Genomic DNA, 18,254 nt, shown 5'->3' on the forward strand with positions numbered 1-18,254 from the left:
GCAAAAAATGCGGAAGGTGTAGAAGCCTGTTCCGGTGAGCTTTCACCCGAACAGGCTTCGATTCCCGCTACAATTTATTTAGTAGCTTTCTTCTTGTTCGCAACGGTCTTCCGCTTGCCCTTACGGGTACGGGAGTTGTTCTTGGTGCGCTGCCCACGAACTGGTAGACCCTTCCGGTGACGCAAGCCGCGGTAGCAGCCGATGTCCATCAGACGCTTGATGTTCAGCTGCACTTCCGAGCGCAGAACACCTTCGGTCTTGATTTCGGCAGCAATGATGCTACGGATTTCGCCGGCTTCTGCTTCCGTCCAGTCCTTCACCTTCTTGCTCAGGTCGATGCCGGCCTTGGTCAAGATGCGTTGTGCGGATGGACGGCCGATGCCGAAAATGTACGTCAGCGCGATTTCGCCGCGCTTGTTGTCTGGGATGTCTACCCCTGCAATACGAGCCATGTGCTTTTTTAAAAAGTCTGGTGCTTAACCCTGACGCTGTTTGAAGCGTGGGTTCTTTTTGTTGATGACGTAGAGTTTGCCGTTGCGGCGAACCAGCTTACAGTCAACGCTGCGCTTTTTGACCGAGGTTTTAACTTTCATTGGGAAGAGGGACTTAGGGTCTGAGGGACTTAGGGCCTTGGTTGAAGAACTTACGTCTGGTCAGCATCTGGTTATCGAAGCGGTAACCAAGCCCCCAAGACCCTAAGTCCCCAAGACCCCTATTTGTAACGGTAAACGATGCGGCCCTTTGACAAGTCGTAGGGCGACATTTCCAGCTTCACCTTATCTCCCGGCAGGATCTTGATGTAGTGCATCCGCATTTTTCCGGAAATGTGCGCCACCAGGGTGTGCCCGTTTTCCAGCTCCACGCGAAACATTGCGTTGGAAAGTGCTTCGAGAATTACTCCGTCCTGCTCAATGGAGGATTGTTTGGCCATAAGGCTACTGTAAGGCTTTTTCTATGTATTCGAAGGAGGTCAGAATTTCCGCCTTGTCTTTGCGTATTACTACCGTGTGCTCGAAGTGCGCCGAAGGCTTCCGGTCTTTGGTCCGGATGGTCCAGCCATCCTTCTCCTGGATCACGCTTTTGGTGCCTAAGTTGATCATAGGCTCAATAGCAATGACAAGACCTTCCTGCAGCTTGGTACCCGCCCCACGCTTACCGTAGTTGGGTACTTCCGGCGCTTCGTGCAGCTTCTTGCCTAGCCCGTGCCCGACCAGTTCCCGAACTACCCCATATCCTTTCTTCTCAACGAAGTTCTGGATGGCGTAACCGATGTCACCGATTCGGTTGCCGGCGAAGGCAGCTTCAATACCGAGGTACAACGACTGCTTGGTGTCGGCCAGCAGCTGGAGCACTTCCGGGGCCACCTCCCCGATTGGGTAAGTGTAGGCGCTATCCGAATGATAGCCGTTGAGCAAAACCCCGCAGTCAACCGAGACAATGTCGCCGCTCTTCAGCGGTTCGTCACTTGGAAAACCGTGCACCACCACCGAGTTGGGCGAGATGCAGAGGCTGTATTCAAAACCATTATACCCTTTGAAGGATGGTTGGCCGCCATTATCCCGGATGAATTCCTCCGCGCGACGGTCAAGCTGCCGCGTGGTGACTCCCTCCCTGATCATGCCCGCTACCTCTCCGTGGGCTTGAGCCAGCACTTTCGCGCTGGCCCGGATGAGTTCTATTTCTTCTTCAGTCTTGTAAACAATCATGACCGAATTAGGAGGCCATAGCCACGTCCTGAGCTGAACGGCCGCGGAGCTTACCGGTTTTCATCATGCCATCGTAGTGACGCATCAGCAGGTAGCTTTCTACCTGGTTGAGCGTATCCAGTACCACGCCCACCATGATGATGAGCGAAGTACCGCCGTAGAAAGCTGAGAATGGCCGCGTGACACCCGCCAGCAGCGCGAAGGCCGGGAAGATGGCAATCAGCGCCAGGGCAATAGCACCGGGCAGGGTAATACGAGTCAGAATCTCATCCATGTGCTCTGAGGTGTCACGACCGGGTTTCACCCCGGGCACGAAACCACCACTCCGCTTCAGGTCATCGGCAATCTGGTTGGGATTGACGCTGATAGCCGTGTAGAAGTAGGTGAAGACAATGATGAGCGTGGCGAAAACCACGTTGTACTGCCACGAAGTGTAGTCGGAGAACTTCTGACCGATGTAGCTAGCCGTTTCGCTATCCGCCTGCCAAACCGAAGCGAGGATAGCGGGAACGAACATCAAGGACTGAGCAAAGATGATCGGCATTACCCCAGCGGCATTCACCTTAAGAGGAATGAACTGGCGCTGGGCGTTCAGCTGCGTGGTGCCCCCAACCTGCTTGGCATACTGCACCGGAATCCGGCGTACAGCCTGCGTCAGGACGATAACAGCCATTACAACCAGAAACAGCACTACCGCTTCGATCAGGAAGATCAGCGAGCCGCGCATGCCTTTCGCCAGAGCTTCACCGATGATGGCACCGGGCAGACGGGACACAATCCCGATCATGATGATCATGGAAATACCGTTGCCAATGCCCTTGTCCGTAATCTTCTCTCCCAGCCACATGCAAAACAGCGTGCCCGCGGTGATGATCATCATCGTCGAGACGGTGAAGAACGTGCCGGGGTTGATGATTGCTTCCGCATTAATGGTGGCAATGAAGCCAACCGACTGCGCCATCACGATGGGGATGGTCAGAATGCGGGTGTACTGGTTGATTTTTTTACGACCGGATTCGCCTTCCTTCTGGAGCTTCTGGAAGTAAGGCACGGCAATCGTCAGCAGCTGCAGCACGATAGACGCCGAAATGTAGGGCATGATACCCAGAGCGAAAATCGAAGCGTGGCTGAAAGCACCGCCGAGCAACGTATCCAGAATACCGAACAGGCCTTCCGCGCCCTGCTTCAGCCGGGTCGGGTCGACACCGGGCAATACCACGAAGGAGCCCAGCCGATAGATGGCAATGAAAAAAAGCGTATTCAGGATCCGCGCACGCAGATCCTGAATATCCCAAATGTTCTTTATCGTGGTGATAAACTTGTTCATTGCCAGGTAGGCTTAAAGCGTCACAGCTTTACCACCGGCTTTCTCGATAGCTTCAACAGCTGATTTCGAGAAGGCGTGGGCATGTACTTCCAGCGCCTGGGTGATTTCACCGCGGCCCAGAACCTTGATCTTGGCGTTTTTAGACGCCAGGCCGCTGGCCACGAAGAAAGCAGCGTCCATGGTGGTAGCACCATGCTGCTCGTTCAGGCCCTGCAGAACGTCCAGGTTTACACCCTTATATTCTACGCGGTTGATGTTCTTGAAGCCAAACTTTGGGACCCGACGCTGCAGGGGCATCTGGCCACCTTCGAAGCCGGACTTCTTGGAGTAGCCCGAACGCGACTTTTGGCCTTTGTGACCACGCGTCGAGGTGCCGCCGCGGCCGGAACCCGTACCACGACCAAGGCGCTTGTTGTTGCGCGTTGAGCCCGTGGCGGGCATGAGATTGCTGAGATTCATATCGAGGTACGTCCTAGAGTTCAGTTACTTCTACCAGGTGCTGTACTGCCGCAACCATCCCAGCAATCTGCGGGTTGAGTTCTTTTTCGGTAGTGCTGCCCATTTTGCCCAGGCCCAAAGCCTTGACGGTACGCTTTTGACGCTCAGGGCGGTCAATTACGCTTTTTACGAGTTTGATGTGGATCTGCGCCATCTCTACTTAGCCGTTAAAAACTTGGGCGAGGGTGATGCCACGAGCCTGTGCAATCTGCATCGGGTCGCGCATCTTGAGGAGAGCATCGAACGTAGCCTTTACCACGTTGTGGGGGTTCGACGAGCCTTTCGACTTCGCCAGCACATCCTTGATGCCGGCACTCTCGAACACGGCGCGCATAGCACCACCAGCAATTACGCCGGTACCAGCTGCTGCTGGCTGCACGAGAACGAAGCCACCCGAATATTTGCCTTCCATCACGTGGGGAACGGTGTGCTTGTACAGCGGCACTTTCACCAGGTTCTTTTTAGCATCGTCAATGCCTTTGGCAATGGCGTCGGTTACTTCGTTGGCTTTGCCCAGGCCGTAGCCTACGGTGCCGTTGCCGTCACCTACTACTACGATGGCCGAGAAGCTGAAGCGACGACCGCCCTTTACTACTTTGGCTACGCGGTTGATGGCAACCACTTTTTCCTTCAGATCAGAATCGCCGGTGCGGGACTGCTCGTTGTTGTTACCACGACGGTCGTTGCCTGCGCCGCGACGGTCATTGCCGCCCCGCTCATTGCCACCACCACGGGGATTGTTGTTGAGTTCTGCCATGATGCCTTAGAAATTGAGGCCGCCTTCGCGGGCTCCTTCTGCCAATGATTTTACGCGGCCGTGGTAGAGGTAACCGGAACGGTCAAATACCACTTTCGAAATTCCTTTTCCTGTAGCACGGGCAGCAAGTTCTTTGCCGACTGCGGCAGCGAGGGCGACTCCGTTGCCCCCATCCACCGATACGTGCTTCGAGGAAGCAGCTGCCAGCGTGTTGCCGGTCGTGTCGTCAATAATCTGGGCGTAGATGCCCGTATTGCTGCGAAACACCGACAGACGAGGGCGCTCGGACGTGCCAGCCACCTTAGTGCGGATGATGCGCTGGATCCGTTTTCTTCTAGTTGCTTTATCGAAAGCCATGATGCGAAATTATTTCGAAGCTGTTTTACCAGCCTTGCGACGAATTTGCTCGCCCACAAAGCGTACGCCTTTGCCTTTGTAAGGCTCGACTTTGCGCAGGGAACGAATCTTAGCGGCTACCTGACCCAGCAATTGCTTATCAATGCTGTTCAGCGTAACAATCGGGTTTTTACCTTTCTCGGTGAGAGCAGTAGCCGTTACTTCCTTCGGCAACGCCAGGAAGATGTTGTGCGAGTAGCCCAGCGACAATTCCAGCGTGGTGCCGGCCATTGTGGCTTTGTAACCCACACCCACCAGCTCCAGCTTGTTCTCGTAGCCGTTGCTAACCCCAACTACCATGTTGTTGAGCAGCGAACGGTACAGGCCGTGCATCGCCTTGTGGCGCTTCTGCTCGGTCGGACGCTCTACTACCAACTGGCCATCGGCGTTGGTGAGGATGATGTCGCGGTCAACGGGCGTGGTCAAAGTGCCTTTCGGGCCTTTTACCGTTACCGAGTTGTCGCTGCCTACTACAACCTCTACGCCCGTGGGCAGGCTGATCGGGAGTTTACCAATGCGTGACATAGTCTGGTTCTTTCTCGATTAGTAAACGTAGCACAATACTTCGCCACCAACGTTCTGGGCTTTGGCTTCCTTCTCCGTCATCACGCCTTTCGACGTCGACAGGATGGCGATACCCAAGCCGCTCAGTACGCGGGGCATGTTCTCGACGTGGGCATACGTGCGCAGACCAGGCGAGCTGATCCGCTCAAGCTTGGTGATGGCCGGAACCTTGGTCGTAGGATTGTACTTCAGCGCGATTTTAATCGTGCCTTGTACCGATGAGTCATCAAAACGGTAGGACTGGATGTAGCCCTTGTGGTAAAGCACTTTCGTGATTTCCTTTTTGATGTTGCTGGCCGGAATCTCCACTACCCGGTGGTTTGCCTTGATGGCATTGCGCACCCGGGTCAGGAAGTCGGCAATTGGATCTGTATTCATTCGGTTTAGAAGAGCACTCGTTTTAACGGAGCGCAAAGATAAGAAAATTTCGCCCCCGCGAAAAAGCGGCAGCGAAATTTTCGGTTAAGACTTCTTGGCTCGACTTATTGAGGCTCGGCCAATGGTTTCTCTCGGCAACCTGCCAAGTGGCGTTGTCTTACGTAGCTAGGCTACTTCGACAACTGAAGCTGGATTACCAGCTTGACTTCGTAACACCGGGGATTTTGCCCGCCAGTGCCATTTCGCGGAAACGCACCCGGCTGATGCCGAACTTGCGCATATATCCACGAGGACGACCGTCGATCATATCCCGGTTGTGGAGGCGTACGGGCGAAGCATCCTTGGGGAGCTTGTCCAGACCTTCGTAGTCGCCGGCAGCTTTCAAAGCTTTACGCTTCTCAGCATAACGAGCAACCGTAGCGATGCGCTTGCGCGCTCTTGCTTTTGCGGATTCCTTAGCCATTGTTTTCTTTCTTGGCGTTAGCGAACGGCATTCCGAAAGCTTTGAGGAGCTCATAGCTCTGCTCATCGTTTTCGGCCGTCGTTACGAAGGTAATATCCATACCCGAGATTGACTTGATCTTATCGATCGAAATTTCGGGGAAGATGATTTGCTCTTTGATGCCCAGAGTATAGTTACCCCGGCCATCGAAGCCTTTGTCGTTGATGCCTTTGAAGTCACGAACGCGGGGAAGCGCTACCGTCAGCAGACGGTCCATGAATTCGTACATCTGCTCACCGCGCAGCGTTACGCGGGCGCCGATTGGCATGCCCTCGCGCAGCTTGAAGTTCGACACTGAACGCTTGGCGATGGTGGCAACGGCCCGCTGACCAGTGATGGTCGTCAGCTCGTCCACCCCATTGTCGACAAGCTTTTTGTCGGCTACGGCCGCACCAATACCGCGGTTGATGCAGATCTTGGTGATGCGCGGTACCTGCATGATGCTCTTGAACTGGAATTTCTCCTGGAGCGCCGGTACCACGTCTTTCTTATAAATCTCTTTGAGTCGAGCCATTGTCGTAACAGATTAGGCGTTAGTCGAATCAACGGCCTTCACGTTGCTGACGTGGATGCCAGCCTCGATCTTGGTGATGCCCCCTTGCGGGTTCTTAGCACTTGGTTTGTTGTGCTTGGTCACCAGGTTCAGGCCGTCCACGATGACGCGCTGGGTCGTACGGTTCACCGACTTGATGACACCGGTCTTGCCGCGCTCGTCGCCGGCAATCACCTTCACGGTGTCACCAGTCTTGACGTGCAGTTTTACGGGCTTCTGTGCTTTCGTTTTCGTTGCCATTGCTTAGAGAACTTCAGGAGCCAACGAAACGATCTTCATGAACTGACGCTCGCGGAGTTCGCGGGCAACTGGGCCGAAGATGCGGGTACCGCGGGGCTCGTCGTTATTGTTGAGCAGAACAGCAGCGTTGTCGTCGAAGCGGATGTACGAACCATCTTTGCGGCGTACTTCCTTCTTCGTGCGAACTACTACCGCCTTCGATACAGTGCCTTTCTTGGCGTTGCCCGAAGGAATAGCCGACTTGATCGAAACCACGATCTTGTCGCCTACGCTGGCGTATTTCTTGCCCGTGCCACCGAGGACACGGATGCAGAGAACTTCTTTGGCGCCGCTGTTATCAGCGACGGTCAGACGGGATTCTTGCTGTATCATCTTACTTGGCGCGTTCTACGATTTCTACCAGTCTCCAGCGCTTGCTCTTGCTCAGCGGACGGGTCGACATGATGCGGACCGTATCGCCTTCGCCGCATTCGTTGTTCTCGTCGTGGGCCATGAATTTGGTCGACTTGGTAACGAACTTGCCGTAGATCGGGTGTTTCATTTTGCTTTCCACCATCACCGTGATAGACTTGTCCATTTTGGAGCTAGTCACCCGGCCGACGATTTCTTTGCGCAGGTTCCGCTCTTCCGTAGCGGCCGTTGCCTTCGTTTCTTCGTTGGTTGCCATCGTTAGTTAGCAGTTTGGTTAGCCTGCTCGTTTTCGCGACGGGTCAGCTCAGTCTTAAGACGAGCAACGTTCTTGCGGCTATGCTTCAGGCGAATCGGATTCTCCAGCGGGGAAATGGCGTGCGCGAAGCGCAGGGCCTGACCGCTGGTCTGTTCGGTCTTAACTTGGGCTTTCAGCTCCTCGAGCGAAAGACCTTTGATTTCGGATTGCTTCATCTTACTTGCTCTCTTCGTAATCGCGACGAACAACAAACTTGGTCTTCACGGGCAGCTTCTGAGCAGCAAGACGCAGCGACTCCTGAGCTACTTCCAACGAAACCCCGTCCGATTCGAACATGATGGTACCGGGCTTCACGCAGGCTACCCAATACTCTGGGGAACCCTTACCCTTACCCATCCGAACTTCGGCTGGCTTCTTGGTGATTGGCTTATCTGGGAAAATGCGGATCCACACTTGACCTTCACGCTTCATTGCGCGGGTCATGGCGATACGGGCAGCTTCAATCTGGCGGGCCGTAATCCAGGCAACCTCCAGCGACTTGATGGCGAACGAACCGAAGTCGATGGTGGAGCCCTTGTAGGCGAGGCCAGTCACGCGACCCTTCTGCATCTTCCGATACTTGGTTCTTTTCGGCTGTAACATGAGTTATCGAAAAAAAGGATTCGAGAAGAGAGAAAAGTTAGCGGCGCGGTGCACCTGCACCACCACCGCGGTTCTGGCCACCAGCACCGCCGGCACCCGGACCACCGCTGCGGCGGGGAGCACCAGCACCGCCGGCGTTGCCGCCACGGTCGCCACCGGCACCACCACCGCGGTTGTCGCCGCCCCGGTCATTCCGACGAGGGCCACGGTCACCGCCACGGTCACCAGCGCCACGAGGGCCACGGTCGTTGCCGCCGCGGGTGTCGTTGCCTTGGTTGGCCGGTACCTGGTTAGGCGAGAGGTCGGGCTTGCCGAACACCTCACCACGCATTACCCACACCTTGATGCCGATTTTGCCATAGACCGTCTGGGCTTCCGACAGGGCGTAGTCGATGTCAGCACGGAGGGTGTGCAGCGGAGTGCGGCCCTCTTTGTACTGCTCGGAGCGGGCAATTTCTGCGCCACCCAAACGACCACCACACTGAATCTTGATGCCTTCAGCACCCACACGCATGGCGGCCTGAATCGACATCTTCATCGCACGACGGAAGGAGATACGAGCCTGGAGCTGTTGAGCAATGCTCTCACCTACCAGTTTCGCGTCAAGCTCCGGACGCTTGATTTCGAAGATGTTGATCTGAACGTCCTTGCTGGTGATCTGCTTCAGTTCGTCTTTGATCTTATCTACCTCGGCGCCGCCCTTGCCAATAACTACGCCCGGACGAGCGGTGTTGATGGTGATGGTGATGCGCTTCAGCGTACGCTCGATTACGATGCGGCTAATGCCACCTTTCGGAATCCGAGCCATGATGTATTTGCGGATTTTTTCGTCCTCAACCAGCTTGTCGGCAAAGTCCTTGCCGCCGTACCAGTTCGAGTCCCATCCTTTGATGACGCCCAAGCGGAAGCCAACCGGATTTACTTTCTGTCCCATAGTGCTATGCGGTGGCTTCTGCCTTCGTTTCAGTTGATTTCTTAGCCGAGCTGCGACGGGTAGTCTTAGCTTTTCCTTCAGCGTTAGCCTCGGTGCCTTTCGTCTCAGCAGCCTGTTGGGCGGCGGCCTTGCTGCCCAGCGGTTCTACTTGCGAGTCAATCACCAGCGTCACGTGGTTGGAACGCTTGCGGATGCGGTGACCACGACCCTGAGGGGCGGGGCGCAAACGCTTCAGCTGACGTCCTTCGTCGACGAAAATCTCCTTGATGTAGAGATTAGCATCCTCGATGCGCTCGTCTTCGTTTTTCAACTGCCAGTTGGCCAAAGCCGACAACAGCAGTTTCTCGATCCGCTCGGCACCTGAGTTGGCTTCGAACTTCAGCAAGCCCAGGGCACGGGTCACTTTCTGACCGCGAACCATGTTGGCTACCAACCGCATTTTGCGGGGGGAAGTAGGAACATTCTCCAGTTTAGCCTTCGACGCTCCACCTTGTGGAAGCGCCTTCGCAGCCTCTTTTTCAAGACGAATGCGGACGGACTTTTTCAGTTTTTTATTTTCTGTAGGTTCCATCTTAGCGCTTGCCTTTATCTTTCTTGGCTACGTGGCCGCGGAAGTTGCGGGTAGGAGCAAACTCACCGAGCTTGTGACCTACCATGTTCTCCGTGACGAAAACCGGGATGAACTTATTACCGTTGTGAACCGCGAAAGTGTGCGTCACGAAATCCGGGGAAATCATGGAGCGGCGCGACCAGGTTTTGATAACCGACTTTTTGCCGGAACCTTCCATCGCTACTACTTTCTTCTCGAGCCGAAAGTCAATGTACGGCCCTTTTTTTAGTGAACGTGCCATTGATTATCTCTTGCCTTTACGGTTAACGATGAGCTGTTCGGAGTACTTGTTCTTGTTCCGGGTCTTCTGACCTTTCGAGAAGATACCGTTACGGCTGCGTGGGTGACCACCCGACGACTTGCCTTCGCCACCACCCATTGGGTGATCGACTGGGTTCATAGCCACACCACGAACGCGCGGACGACGACCCATCCAACGGTTCCGACCGGCTTTGCCCATCCGAACGTTCATGTGGTCACCATTCGAAACGGTGCCGACCGTCGCCATGCAGGTCACGAGGACCATGCGCATCTCGCCGGAAGGCAATTTCAGGGTGGCGTATTTCTCTTCGCGGGCTACCAGCTGAGCGTACGTACCAGCCGAGCGAGCCATGGCTGCACCATTACCGGGCATGAGCTCGATGTTGTGCAGGATGGTACCCAACGGGATTTCGCGTAGCGTCAGCGCGTTGCCAACTTCGGGCGCAACACCGGGACCCGATACCACTACTGTGTCTACAGCCAGGCCAGCGGGCGCAATGATATAGCGCTTTTCGCCGTCGGCGTAGTGTAGCAGAGCGATACGCGCCGTGCGGTTTGGATCGTATTCGATCGTCTTCACCGTGGCCGGAACCCCGGCTTTGTCACGCTTGAAGTCGATAACACGATACTTCTGCTTGTGACCACCACCGATGTAGCGGTTGGTCATTTTACCCGCGTTGTTGCGGCCACCGGATTTTTCCATGGGTGCCAACAGCGACTTCTCCGGCTTCGACGTCGTAATCTCGTCGAAGGCCGGGGCGATGCGGAAGCGCTGACCCGGTGATGTTGGTCTTAGTTTTTTGAGTGCCATTTTAGTTTAAAATGCGCGTTTCGTCGGTTACCCGACCCTAGATACCGTTATAGAAGTCGATTACGTCGCCTTCCTTCACAGTTACAATTGCCTTTTTCCCGTGGGCACGACGACCGGTTACGGAGCCGCCCTTGGTGGACTTCGACTTCAATTTGCCAATGGTGCGGATCGTGCTAATGCCCGTTACCGTCACGCCATACAGCGCCTCGATTTCTTTTTTGATCTGAACCTTGTTGGCGGTACGCTCTACTGCGAAAGAGTACTGGCCTTTTTCGTTCAGGGCGGTGGCCTTTTCGGTCACGATGGGTTTCTTCAGCGTGCTCATTACTCAGCAGTGGTGTAGAGTTGTTCCAGCGACTTCAGGCCATCTTCCGACAGCAACAGCGTGTCCGTGTTGAGCAGATCGTGCGTGTTCAGAGCAACGGGCGTAGCCACGGTTACTTTCTGAATGTTGCGAACCGACAGCACCACGTTCTTGTCGACTTCACCGGTCACGAGCAAGGTTTTCTTGCCGTTGTCCAGCTTCAGACCCGACAGGATCGAGAGGAAATCTTTCGTTTTAGGAGCGCTCATGGTGATGTTCTCAACCAGAGCAATTTTGCCATCCTGGGCCAGTACCGACAGAGCGGACAGACGGGCCAGGCGCTTGGTCTTTTTGTTGAGCTTGAAGCCGTAGTCACGGGGCTCGGGACCGAATACGCGGCCACCACCAATGAATACTGGCGACTTCATGCTGCCGGCGCGGGCACCGCCCGTACCTTTTTGCTTCTTGAGCTTCTTCGTGGTGCCATGCACCTCGTTGCGCTGCTTCGACTTGTGCGTGCCCTGGCGCTGGTTGGCCAGGTACTGCTTCACGTCGAGGTACATCACGTGCTCATTCGGCTCGAGGCCGAAAATGGCGTCAGACAGGGTAACCTTGCGGCCGGTGTCTTCACCTTTGATGTTAAATACTGCGAGTTCCATCGTAATCGTCTATTTCTCGAGTACCACGTAAGAATTCTTGGCACCGGGGATAGAACCGCTCACGAGGATCAGGTTCTTGTCGGCTACCACGCGCATCACCTTCAGGTTCTGCACTTTTACCCGGTCACCGCCCATCCGACCAGCCATGCGCATTCCTTTGAATACGCGCGACGGCCACGAGCAGGCACCGATGGAACCAGGGTGACGCAGACGGTTGTGCTGACCGTGGGTCTGCCCGCCTACACCAGCGAAGTTGTAACGCTTCACAACGCCCTGGAAACCTTTGCCTTTTGAGGTGCCCACAACGTCAACAAACTCGCCTTCTTCGAAGAGGCTCGCGTCGATGGTGGCGCCTGCAGCGTAGGTCGATTCCGCGTCGAGGCGGAATTCAACCAGCTTTCTTTTGGGGGTGGTACCGGCTTTAGTGAAGTGACCTACCAGAGCTTTGGTGGTGTTCTTCACTTTTTTCTCGCCGTAGCCGATCTGAATGGCGGTGTAACCGTCATTCGCGACTGTCTTAACCTGCGTCACTACGCACGGACCCGCCTCGATGAGCGTGCAGGGAATGTTTTTCCCGTCCGGAGTGAAGAGGCTTGTCATACCGATTTTTTTACCGATGATGCCAGGCATTCTGTTATGTTTTATGAAAGACGCAAAAAGAAAACGCCCAAATGACGTTTTCGCAATGGGAGTGCAAAGCTAGGAAAATATAGGACAGAAATCTAACCCGGCTCTGAAATATTTTCAGAGTCACGTAGTTGCCTATTGAAAGTAGCTATTTACTGGCCGTCAGTCCGTTCTACTTGAGGGCACTGCTTACAGGGGTAGGAAAAGCCGTAGCAAAACCTGTTGCTTGGCCAGCCGGGACGCTGCACTGGTTATAAATAGTCCAATAACGGGCAGTGAGGCCCGCCTCCCTAAGCCGGTCGCCAGTGCTCTTCTCCTTCTACTGCCGGCAACAGACCATTCAGACTCAGCAGCAGGAAAAACAGGGAGAAGGTCAGCCCGATTTGGGTTTCCAGCGTGTACTCCACCAAAAAGGAAAGTGTGACTAAAGCGTACTGGGCGACCAGCAGCGGCGCAAACCGTGGGGCAGCCCACAGGGCCGGATAATAAAAGCAGAGCGTGAAAAGCAGCGTACCCAGCAAGCCGAAAGCCACCAGGTCGTAAATAAACTGGTTGTGCGGCAGTAGGAAGGAGCTTTCTTCAATCTCGGGATAGTTCTGCCGGAACTGCTTAGCCATTTCATCCGGCATGTCCGCCTTCCCTATTCCGACTACCGGACTTTGCTGCATGATGGCCCAAGCCGCTTTATAGGAGTACACCCTTGCTACCAGGGAATAGTTATTCGCCGCCTGCGTGTCATGCACCTTACCCAGGTCTTCCTGGGTATTAGTGAACTTGTTCCGGAAAGTCGGGAAACATAGGTAGCTGACGGCCGGCAGCAGCAGCAGGCAGGCAGCCAAGTAGGTGGCCCGGCGGTACTGCTTGGCCCGGAAAACCAGCCACAGGAAGTACAGCCCCCCTACCGCGTAGAGCGTAACCAGTCCGCTGCGCACGGCCAGCATGTGCTGAAACAAGGCCAGGTAAATCACGGCGACTAGCAACCCTACCCGCCACAAGGCGGAGTTGTTGCCCCAGTACAGCAGCACGACCCCAGCGGCCACGGCCAGCGTCACCATCAGGCTGAACCGGATATGGTCGGGCTCGGTGGGCATGATCTTCGAGTGCAGGTACGACTCGTTGACGGCCGCCGCGTGGAACAGGTAGTAGCCAGTGCTTATCAGCGCAGCAACAACTACGCACCCGATAAACAGTCGCCACAGGTTCTGCAGCTTTTGCGCCGGCAGCCCGGGCAGCACCCAGAACGTCAGTGGCAGCACCACGAATGGCAGCTGCAGCACTATGTCCCGGCTATACTCCCCCAAGTTGGCGGCCTCCGTGGTCAGGCCACTGAGTAAATGGATAAAGTAGATGACGACGAAGCCGGCAAACAGTGGCCACTGCGGCCGGTTGGCTACCCGCTTATACACGGCTGCGTAGCTGATAGCCGTCAGGCCAAGGCCAACGATGCCGATACTGGGCAGAATGCGGAAGTACTTGGCTACGAACAGGCCGACAATGATGAAGGCACAAAAAAGCGTGGCCGCGTAGTGCAGCCGGGGAAGCGTGAAGGTAGAAGCCAGACGTGAGGCCATTCAAAGGGGGTAAGTAGAGCGCTAAGTTGGCAAGGATAGACAGAAAAACACCCCACCGGTCCGAAAACCAATGGGGTGTTTACCTTATTCAACGGAAAAGCCAGTCCTCAGACTTTGATTTCTACGTCAACGCCGCTGGGCAGCTCAAGCTTCATCAGGGCATCTACGGTCTTCGACGAAGTCGAGTAGATGTCGACGAGACGCTTGTAGGTGCAGAGCTGAAATTGCTCCCGGGCCTTCTTGTTCACGTGGGGCGAGCGAAGAACGGTGAATTTCTCCTTGACGGTCGGCAATGGAATAGGACCGCTAACGATAGCGCCCGTAGCCTTCACCGCCTTCACAATCTTCTCCGACGATTTGTCCACCAGGTTGTGGTCGTAGGATTTGAGTTTGATGCGAATTTTCTGATTCATGTGATGTTGAGTGAAAGCGGGTTAGCGAATGGAGTTACCCTTCTGCTTGGCGATGATGCCTTCGGCAAGGTTTTGCGGTACCTGGTCGTAGTGCGAGAACGTGAGCGAAGCCGAAGCCCGACCCGACGAAATCGTACGCAGCGTCGTTACGTAGCCGAACAGCTCCGACAGCGGAACGTCAGCCTTGATAACGTTCAGACCACCTTTGGTATCCAAACCTTTCATGATACCACGACGACGGTTCAGGTCACCGGTTACGGAACCCGTGTACTCGTCGGGCGAAACTACCTCGACAGCCATGATGGGCTCAAGCAGTTTCGGACCGGCCAAGCGGCCAGCTTCGCGGAAACCACCACGGGCAGCGAGTTCAAACGACAGCGCGTCCGAGTCAACATCGTGATAGGAACCGTAGAACAGGCGCACGCGCATACCTTCGATGGGGAAGCCGGCCAATGGGCCGTTCTTCATCGCCTCTTCGAAGCCTTTCTGAACCGGGGCAATGAATTCGCGCGGGATAACACCACCGGTGATACCGTTGACGAACTCCAGACCTGGCTTCTCCGGATCGGTTTCTTTCGGGCCCAGCTCAAACTGGATATCCCCGAATTTACCACGACCACCGGTCTGCTTCTTGTAGGTTTCGCGGTGCTCCACCTTCTTGGTCAGAATCTCCTTGTAGGCTACCATCGGGGCACCCTGGTTGATTTCAACCTTGAACTCCCGACGCATACGGTCGATGATGATTTCAAGGTGAAGCTCACCCATGCCTTTCAGTACGGTCTGGCCCGTCTCGGGGTCCGTCTGTACTACCAGGGTAGGATCTTCTTCCACGAGTTTGGCAATGGCCATACCCATCTTATCCATGTCCGCCTGAGTTTTAGGCTCAATGGCGTAACCGATAACGGGCTCCGGGAAGCTCATCGACTCCAGCACCACGCGCGACTTCTCGTCGGTCAGCGTGTCACCGGTTTTGATGTCTTTAAAGCCTACACCCGCCGCAATATCACCCGCCTGGATCTTATCAATCGGGTTCTGCTTGTTGGAGTGCATCTGCATCAGACGCGAAATCCGCTCCTTCTTGTTCGTGCGGTTGTTGTGCACGTACGAGCCAGCATCAAGCACGCCGCTGTAGCAGCGGAAGAAGCACAGACGACCAACGAAGGGGTCAGTGGCAATCTTGAACGCCAGGGCGGTAAACGGCTCGCTGTTGTCGGGGTGACGAATCACCTCCGCACCAGTATCCGGATCGGTACCGATGATGGGCGGCATGTCGAGCGGCGACGGCAGGTAAGCCATTACGCCGTCCAGCATGGACTGCACACCTTTGTTTTTGAAGGCCGAGCCGCACATTACGGGCGAGAACTTCATGTCGATAACCGCCTGGCGGATAACGACCATCATTTCGTCGCGGGTGATGCTGTTCGGGTCTTCGAAGAATTTCTCCAGCAGACGGTCGTCGTATTCGGCAACGCTTTCCACCAGCTTCTGACGCCACTCGGCTACGGTCTCCACCAGATCCTCGGGAACCGGGATTTCGTGGTACGCCTTGCCCTGAGTTGCATCATCCCATACGATGGCCTTACCGGTCAGCAAGTCGACAACACCCTTGAAGGTATCCTCGGCGCCGATTGGAATTTGCAGCGGTACGGGGTTAGCGCCTAGCTTGTCCTTAATCTCGGCTACGGCCTTGAAGAAGTCAGCACCGGCACGGTCCATCTTGTTGACGAAGCAGATGCGGGGCACCTTGTACTTGTCAGCCTGACGCCATACGGTCTCCGACTGGGGCTCAACACCCGATACGGCGCAGAACAAAGCAACGGCACCATCGAGTACGCGCAGCGAACGTTCTACTTCTACCGTGAAGTCAACGTGGCCGGGGGTGTCAATGAGGTTGATCTTGTACTGCTTGGTGTCGGCCGTCGGCTCGCCGTTGGCGTCCGTTGGGTAGTTCCAGAACGTGGTGGTAGCAGCCGAAGTGATGGTGATACCACGCTCCTGCTCCTGCTCCATCCAGTCCATCGTGGCGGCACCTTCGTGCACTTCCCCGATTTTGTGGGTCTTACCGGTATAGTAGAGAATGCGCTCCGACGTGGTGGTTTTACCAGCATCGATGTGCGCCATAATCCCGATATTCCGGAGGTATTGCAGATCTTTATTAACAGCCATGTCTAGTTGAATGAGTGAATGTGTGATTAGTAACTGAGTACCCGTCGAGGTTGTGGCCTAAACCAAATCCTGAGGGTGCCCATTCACTGAAGCACTCATTTATTTAGAAGCGGAAGTGCGAGAAGGCCTTGTTGGCCTCAGCCATGCGGTGGGTGTCGTCCTTCTTCTTCACGGAAGCACCTTCCCCTTTAGCCGCGGCAATGATTTCGCCAGCCAGCTTGTCCTTCATGGTTTTCTCTCCACGACGACGAGCGTACTGAATCATCCATTTAGCACCCACCGAAATACGACGGTCGGGACGAACTTCGATCGGCACCTGGAAGGTAGCACCCCCTACGCGGCGGCTCTTTACTTCGACAGTTGGCATCACGTTGTTCAGGGCCTTGCGCCACATTTCCAGGCCGTTTTCCTTCGTGCGCTGCTCAACGATTTCGCAGGCGTCGTAGAAAATGCCGTAGGCAAGGTTTTTCTTTCCGTCATACATCATGTAGTTGACGAAACGGGTTACCAGCGTCTCCTTGAACTTGGGGTCGGGCAGGAGGATGCGCTTCTTTGGTTTTGACTTTCTCATGAGGTTAGATGTGAGCTGGTCAGCGGGAGCCGCGGGATAAGAACCATTTTCTATCCGACGCGGGGCCCGACGCCACTCGTATCAATTACTTTTTCTTGCCGGGGGCTGGCTTGCCACCTTTGCCGGTTGCCACGGGCTGACCTGGCTTCGGACGCTTGGCGCCGTATTTCGAGCGACGCTGGGTACGACCGTTTACACCGGCGGTGTCAAGGGCACCACGGATGATGTGGTAACGTACACCGGGAAGGTCTTTCACACGACCCCCACGGATCAGCACGATGCTGTGCTCCTGCAGGTTGTGACCTTCACCCGGGATGTAGGCGTTAACCTCTTTGCCGTTGGTGAGACGCACACGGGCCACTTTGCGCATGGCCGAGTTCGGCTTTTTGGGCGTGGTGGTGTACACACGGGTGCATACGCCACGGCGCTGCGGGCACGAGTCAAGGGCGGGCGACTTCGACTTCGTCGTCAGCTTCTCGCGGCCTTTTCGTACTAACTGGTTAATAGTAGGCATTTACGGAATGGTTTGTCAAGGAGGGTTCTCTCCCAAAAAATTAGGCTTGCAAAGGTATCAAAGTCAGGGTAGAATAGCAAACGAGTTGAGATAGTTTGTTTTAGAGAAAGGGCTGGACTGCCAACAGCCGCCACCCTCCAGCTCTGACGGCCGCTATGGGCCGAAAAAAAAGACCTTCGACTTGGCGCCAAAGGTCTTTTCGGTACTATCCCAACATTAGGGAGCTTACGCCTCCCCCATCGTGCCGCCGAAGTTCATCGGGAAGCTGGGCGAGTCGGGCTGCTGCTTGATGGGCCCGAAGCTCTGCTCGAAGCGGTCAATGTTATCGGCCAGGGCCGAGAGCAGGCGCTTGGCATGCTCGGGCGTGACGACGATGCGGGCCTTCACCTTGGCTTTGGGCAGGCCGGGCATCAGGCGGATGAAGTCGATGACAAACTCGCTGCTGCTGTGCGCAATCATGGCCAGGTTGGCGTACTCGCCTTCCGCAATTTCCTCTGACAGCTCGATGTTGATGGCGTTCGGGTCCTGCTGCGGGGCGTTGGGGTCTTGGGGCTGGTTCATATCGGAAAGGTGGGTAAAGAAA

At 55.4% G+C, this 18,254-nt stretch carries 30 protein-coding genes and 1 pseudogene; all 31 read right to left on the reverse strand.

What is annotated here, in order from left to right; genetic code table 11:
* Positions 1-74 precede the first annotated feature (74 nt).
* The 31 genes and pseudogenes from rpsM to ABD842_RS16790 all read right to left on the reverse strand — a co-directional run bounded on the left by rpsM (position 75) and on the right by ABD842_RS16790 (position 18,232).
* The gene (gene rpsM / locus ABD842_RS16640; RefSeq protein WP_073107034.1) at positions 75-452 is read right to left on the reverse strand and encodes a 30S ribosomal protein S13; all 378 of its coding nucleotides are present in this window, start codon (positions 450-452) and stop codon (positions 75-77) included.
* 24 nt (positions 453-476) lie between these two features.
* Entirely contained in the window at positions 477-593 is a 117-nt protein-coding gene (rpmJ, locus tag ABD842_RS16645; RefSeq protein ID WP_046246595.1) for a 50S ribosomal protein L36, read from the reverse strand.
* Between the two features lie 119 nt (positions 594-712).
* Complete coding sequence (infA, locus tag ABD842_RS16650) at positions 713-931, reverse strand: translation initiation factor IF-1 (protein WP_073107036.1); 219 nt, start codon at positions 929-931, stop codon at positions 713-715.
* A gap of 4 nt (positions 932-935) precedes the next feature.
* Complete coding sequence (gene map / locus ABD842_RS16655) at positions 936-1,706, reverse strand: type I methionyl aminopeptidase (RefSeq protein ID WP_345116473.1); 771 nt, start codon at positions 1,704-1,706, stop codon at positions 936-938.
* A gap of 7 nt (positions 1,707-1,713) precedes the next feature.
* Entirely contained in the window at positions 1,714-3,033 is a 1,320-nt protein-coding gene (gene secY, locus ABD842_RS16660; protein WP_345116476.1) for a preprotein translocase subunit SecY, read from the reverse strand.
* 12 nt (positions 3,034-3,045) lie between these two features.
* Positions 3,046-3,492 carry a 50S ribosomal protein L15 gene (gene rplO, locus ABD842_RS16665; protein ID WP_345116479.1) on the reverse strand — a complete coding sequence of 149 codons (447 nt, stop codon included), beginning with the start codon at positions 3,490-3,492 and terminating at the stop codon, positions 3,046-3,048.
* A gap of 13 nt (positions 3,493-3,505) precedes the next feature.
* On the reverse strand, positions 3,506-3,685 hold the full coding sequence (gene rpmD / locus ABD842_RS16670) for a 50S ribosomal protein L30 (RefSeq protein ID WP_345116482.1): 180 nt from the start codon (positions 3,683-3,685) through the stop codon (positions 3,506-3,508).
* 6 nt (positions 3,686-3,691) lie between these two features.
* Complete coding sequence (rpsE, locus tag ABD842_RS16675; RefSeq protein WP_345074164.1) at positions 3,692-4,288, reverse strand: 30S ribosomal protein S5; 597 nt, start codon at positions 4,286-4,288, stop codon at positions 3,692-3,694.
* Between the two features lie 6 nt (positions 4,289-4,294).
* Positions 4,295-4,645, reverse strand: a complete 351-nt coding sequence (gene rplR / locus ABD842_RS16680) for a 50S ribosomal protein L18 (protein WP_345116485.1) — start codon at positions 4,643-4,645, stop codon at positions 4,295-4,297.
* A gap of 9 nt (positions 4,646-4,654) precedes the next feature.
* Positions 4,655-5,209: a 50S ribosomal protein L6 gene (gene rplF, locus ABD842_RS16685; protein ID WP_345116488.1), complete on the reverse strand. Its 555-nt coding sequence runs from the start codon at positions 5,207-5,209 to the stop codon at positions 4,655-4,657.
* A gap of 18 nt (positions 5,210-5,227) precedes the next feature.
* A complete protein-coding gene (gene rpsH, locus ABD842_RS16690) occupies positions 5,228-5,626 on the reverse strand; it encodes a 30S ribosomal protein S8 (RefSeq protein WP_345074161.1) in 399 nt (132 codons plus the stop codon).
* Positions 5,627-5,819: 193 nt separating this feature from the next.
* Positions 5,820-6,089: a 30S ribosomal protein S14 gene (gene rpsN, locus ABD842_RS16695; protein ID WP_044016038.1), complete on the reverse strand. Its 270-nt coding sequence runs from the start codon at positions 6,087-6,089 to the stop codon at positions 5,820-5,822.
* Positions 6,082-6,642, reverse strand: a complete 561-nt coding sequence (gene rplE, locus ABD842_RS16700) for a 50S ribosomal protein L5 (RefSeq protein WP_129919336.1) — start codon at positions 6,640-6,642, stop codon at positions 6,082-6,084. Before rplE ends, rpsN begins: the two co-directional genes overlap by 8 nt.
* 27 nt (positions 6,643-6,669) lie before the next feature.
* A pseudogene (rplX, locus tag ABD842_RS16705) lies at positions 6,670-6,921 on the reverse strand (50S ribosomal protein L24); the annotation flags it as partial.
* Positions 6,922-6,924: 3 nt separating this feature from the next.
* Positions 6,925-7,293, reverse strand: coding sequence for a 50S ribosomal protein L14 (gene rplN, locus ABD842_RS16710; RefSeq protein WP_073107059.1), 369 nt, complete (start codon positions 7,291-7,293; stop codon positions 6,925-6,927).
* A 1-nt stretch (position 7,294) separates the two neighbouring features.
* Entirely contained in the window at positions 7,295-7,588 is a 294-nt protein-coding gene (gene rpsQ, locus ABD842_RS16715; RefSeq protein WP_345074157.1) for a 30S ribosomal protein S17, read from the reverse strand.
* Positions 7,589-7,590: 2 nt separating this feature from the next.
* On the reverse strand, positions 7,591-7,803 hold the full coding sequence (rpmC, locus tag ABD842_RS16720; protein ID WP_073107065.1) for a 50S ribosomal protein L29: 213 nt from the start codon (positions 7,801-7,803) through the stop codon (positions 7,591-7,593).
* 1 nt (position 7,804) lies between these two features.
* Positions 7,805-8,230, reverse strand: a complete 426-nt coding sequence (gene rplP / locus ABD842_RS16725; protein WP_073107067.1) for a 50S ribosomal protein L16 — start codon at positions 8,228-8,230, stop codon at positions 7,805-7,807.
* Positions 8,231-8,267: 37 nt separating this feature from the next.
* The gene (gene rpsC, locus ABD842_RS16730) at positions 8,268-9,164 is read right to left on the reverse strand and encodes a 30S ribosomal protein S3 (RefSeq protein WP_345116493.1); all 897 of its coding nucleotides are present in this window, start codon (positions 9,162-9,164) and stop codon (positions 8,268-8,270) included.
* A 4-nt stretch (positions 9,165-9,168) separates the two neighbouring features.
* Positions 9,169-9,735, reverse strand: coding sequence for a 50S ribosomal protein L22 (gene rplV, locus ABD842_RS16735; RefSeq protein WP_345116496.1), 567 nt, complete (start codon positions 9,733-9,735; stop codon positions 9,169-9,171).
* A 1-nt stretch (position 9,736) separates the two neighbouring features.
* Entirely contained in the window at positions 9,737-10,015 is a 279-nt protein-coding gene (gene rpsS, locus ABD842_RS16740) for a 30S ribosomal protein S19 (protein ID WP_073107075.1), read from the reverse strand.
* A 3-nt stretch (positions 10,016-10,018) separates the two neighbouring features.
* A complete protein-coding gene (rplB, locus tag ABD842_RS16745) occupies positions 10,019-10,846 on the reverse strand; it encodes a 50S ribosomal protein L2 (protein ID WP_345116499.1) in 828 nt (275 codons plus the stop codon).
* Between the two features lie 37 nt (positions 10,847-10,883).
* Complete coding sequence (rplW, locus tag ABD842_RS16750; protein WP_345116502.1) at positions 10,884-11,171, reverse strand: 50S ribosomal protein L23; 288 nt, start codon at positions 11,169-11,171, stop codon at positions 10,884-10,886.
* The gene (rplD, locus tag ABD842_RS16755) at positions 11,171-11,809 is read right to left on the reverse strand and encodes a 50S ribosomal protein L4 (RefSeq protein WP_345074146.1); all 639 of its coding nucleotides are present in this window, start codon (positions 11,807-11,809) and stop codon (positions 11,171-11,173) included. Before rplD ends, rplW begins: the two co-directional genes overlap by 1 nt.
* A 9-nt stretch (positions 11,810-11,818) precedes the next feature.
* A complete protein-coding gene (gene rplC / locus ABD842_RS16760) occupies positions 11,819-12,439 on the reverse strand; it encodes a 50S ribosomal protein L3 (protein ID WP_345116506.1) in 621 nt (206 codons plus the stop codon).
* Positions 12,440-12,726: 287 nt separating this feature from the next.
* Positions 12,727-14,007, reverse strand: a complete 1,281-nt coding sequence (locus ABD842_RS16765; RefSeq protein ID WP_345116509.1) for an O-antigen ligase family protein — start codon at positions 14,005-14,007, stop codon at positions 12,727-12,729.
* Positions 14,008-14,114: 107 nt separating this feature from the next.
* Positions 14,115-14,420 carry a 30S ribosomal protein S10 gene (gene rpsJ, locus ABD842_RS16770; RefSeq protein ID WP_073107090.1) on the reverse strand — a complete coding sequence of 102 codons (306 nt, stop codon included), beginning with the start codon at positions 14,418-14,420 and terminating at the stop codon, positions 14,115-14,117.
* 21 nt (positions 14,421-14,441) lie between these two features.
* A complete protein-coding gene (gene fusA, locus ABD842_RS16775; RefSeq protein ID WP_345116512.1) occupies positions 14,442-16,586 on the reverse strand; it encodes an elongation factor G in 2,145 nt (714 codons plus the stop codon).
* Positions 16,587-16,689: 103 nt separating this feature from the next.
* The gene (rpsG, locus tag ABD842_RS16780; RefSeq protein ID WP_073107096.1) at positions 16,690-17,157 is read right to left on the reverse strand and encodes a 30S ribosomal protein S7; all 468 of its coding nucleotides are present in this window, start codon (positions 17,155-17,157) and stop codon (positions 16,690-16,692) included.
* A gap of 85 nt (positions 17,158-17,242) precedes the next feature.
* Complete coding sequence (gene rpsL / locus ABD842_RS16785; RefSeq protein WP_073107099.1) at positions 17,243-17,671, reverse strand: 30S ribosomal protein S12; 429 nt, start codon at positions 17,669-17,671, stop codon at positions 17,243-17,245.
* Positions 17,672-17,896: 225 nt separating this feature from the next.
* Complete coding sequence (locus tag ABD842_RS16790) at positions 17,897-18,232, reverse strand: DUF3467 domain-containing protein (RefSeq protein WP_345116516.1); 336 nt, start codon at positions 18,230-18,232, stop codon at positions 17,897-17,899.
* Positions 18,233-18,254 lie beyond the last annotated feature (22 nt).

This window comes from Hymenobacter algoricola, from assembly GCF_039539525.1.
Classification (GTDB): Bacteria; Bacteroidota; Bacteroidia; order Cytophagales; family Hymenobacteraceae; genus Hymenobacter; species Hymenobacter algoricola.

Coding starts and splice junctions, on each gene's coding strand:
- rpsM (WP_073107034.1), bottom strand. CDS start 452: ATGGCTCGTATTGCAGGGGTAGACATCCCAGACAACAAGCGCGGCGAA.
- rpmJ (WP_046246595.1), bottom strand. CDS start 593: ATGAAAGTTAAAACCTCGGTCAAAAAGCGCAGCGTTGACTGTAAGCTG.
- infA (WP_073107036.1), bottom strand. CDS start 931: ATGGCCAAACAATCCTCCATTGAGCAGGACGGAGTAATTCTCGAAGCA.
- map (WP_345116473.1), bottom strand. CDS start 1,706: ATGATTGTTTACAAGACTGAAGAAGAAATAGAACTCATCCGGGCCAGC.
- secY (WP_345116476.1), bottom strand. CDS start 3,033: ATGAACAAGTTTATCACCACGATAAAGAACATTTGGGATATTCAGGAT.
- rplO (WP_345116479.1), bottom strand. CDS start 3,492: ATGAATCTCAGCAATCTCATGCCCGCCACGGGCTCAACGCGCAACAAC.
- rpmD (WP_345116482.1), bottom strand. CDS start 3,685: ATGGCGCAGATCCACATCAAACTCGTAAAAAGCGTAATTGACCGCCCT.
- rpsE (WP_345074164.1), bottom strand. CDS start 4,288: ATGGCAGAACTCAACAACAATCCCCGTGGTGGTGGCAATGAGCGGGGC.
- rplR (WP_345116485.1), bottom strand. CDS start 4,645: ATGGCTTTCGATAAAGCAACTAGAAGAAAACGGATCCAGCGCATCATC.
- rplF (WP_345116488.1), bottom strand. CDS start 5,209: ATGTCACGCATTGGTAAACTCCCGATCAGCCTGCCCACGGGCGTAGAG.
- rpsH (WP_345074161.1), bottom strand. CDS start 5,626: ATGAATACAGATCCAATTGCCGACTTCCTGACCCGGGTGCGCAATGCC.
- rpsN (WP_044016038.1), bottom strand. CDS start 6,089: ATGGCTAAGGAATCCGCAAAAGCAAGAGCGCGCAAGCGCATCGCTACG.
- rplE (WP_129919336.1), bottom strand. CDS start 6,642: ATGGCTCGACTCAAAGAGATTTATAAGAAAGACGTGGTACCGGCGCTC.
- rplN (WP_073107059.1), bottom strand. CDS start 7,293: ATGATACAGCAAGAATCCCGTCTGACCGTCGCTGATAACAGCGGCGCC.
- rpsQ (WP_345074157.1), bottom strand. CDS start 7,588: ATGGCAACCAACGAAGAAACGAAGGCAACGGCCGCTACGGAAGAGCGG.
- rpmC (WP_073107065.1), bottom strand. CDS start 7,803: ATGAAGCAATCCGAAATCAAAGGTCTTTCGCTCGAGGAGCTGAAAGCC.
- rplP (WP_073107067.1), bottom strand. CDS start 8,230: ATGTTACAGCCGAAAAGAACCAAGTATCGGAAGATGCAGAAGGGTCGC.
- rpsC (WP_345116493.1), bottom strand. CDS start 9,164: ATGGGACAGAAAGTAAATCCGGTTGGCTTCCGCTTGGGCGTCATCAAA.
- rplV (WP_345116496.1), bottom strand. CDS start 9,735: ATGGAACCTACAGAAAATAAAAAACTGAAAAAGTCCGTCCGCATTCGT.
- rpsS (WP_073107075.1), bottom strand. CDS start 10,015: ATGGCACGTTCACTAAAAAAAGGGCCGTACATTGACTTTCGGCTCGAG.
- rplB (WP_345116499.1), bottom strand. CDS start 10,846: ATGGCACTCAAAAAACTAAGACCAACATCACCGGGTCAGCGCTTCCGC.
- rplW (WP_345116502.1), bottom strand. CDS start 11,171: ATGAGCACGCTGAAGAAACCCATCGTGACCGAAAAGGCCACCGCCCTG.
- rplD (WP_345074146.1), bottom strand. CDS start 11,809: ATGGAACTCGCAGTATTTAACATCAAAGGTGAAGACACCGGCCGCAAG.
- rplC (WP_345116506.1), bottom strand. CDS start 12,439: ATGCCTGGCATCATCGGTAAAAAAATCGGTATGACAAGCCTCTTCACT.
- ABD842_RS16765 (WP_345116509.1), bottom strand. CDS start 14,007: ATGGCCTCACGTCTGGCTTCTACCTTCACGCTTCCCCGGCTGCACTAC.
- rpsJ (WP_073107090.1), bottom strand. CDS start 14,420: ATGAATCAGAAAATTCGCATCAAACTCAAATCCTACGACCACAACCTG.
- fusA (WP_345116512.1), bottom strand. CDS start 16,586: ATGGCTGTTAATAAAGATCTGCAATACCTCCGGAATATCGGGATTATG.
- rpsG (WP_073107096.1), bottom strand. CDS start 17,157: ATGAGAAAGTCAAAACCAAAGAAGCGCATCCTCCTGCCCGACCCCAAG.
- rpsL (WP_073107099.1), bottom strand. CDS start 17,671: ATGCCTACTATTAACCAGTTAGTACGAAAAGGCCGCGAGAAGCTGACG.
- ABD842_RS16790 (WP_345116516.1), bottom strand. CDS start 18,232: ATGAACCAGCCCCAAGACCCCAACGCCCCGCAGCAGGACCCGAACGCC.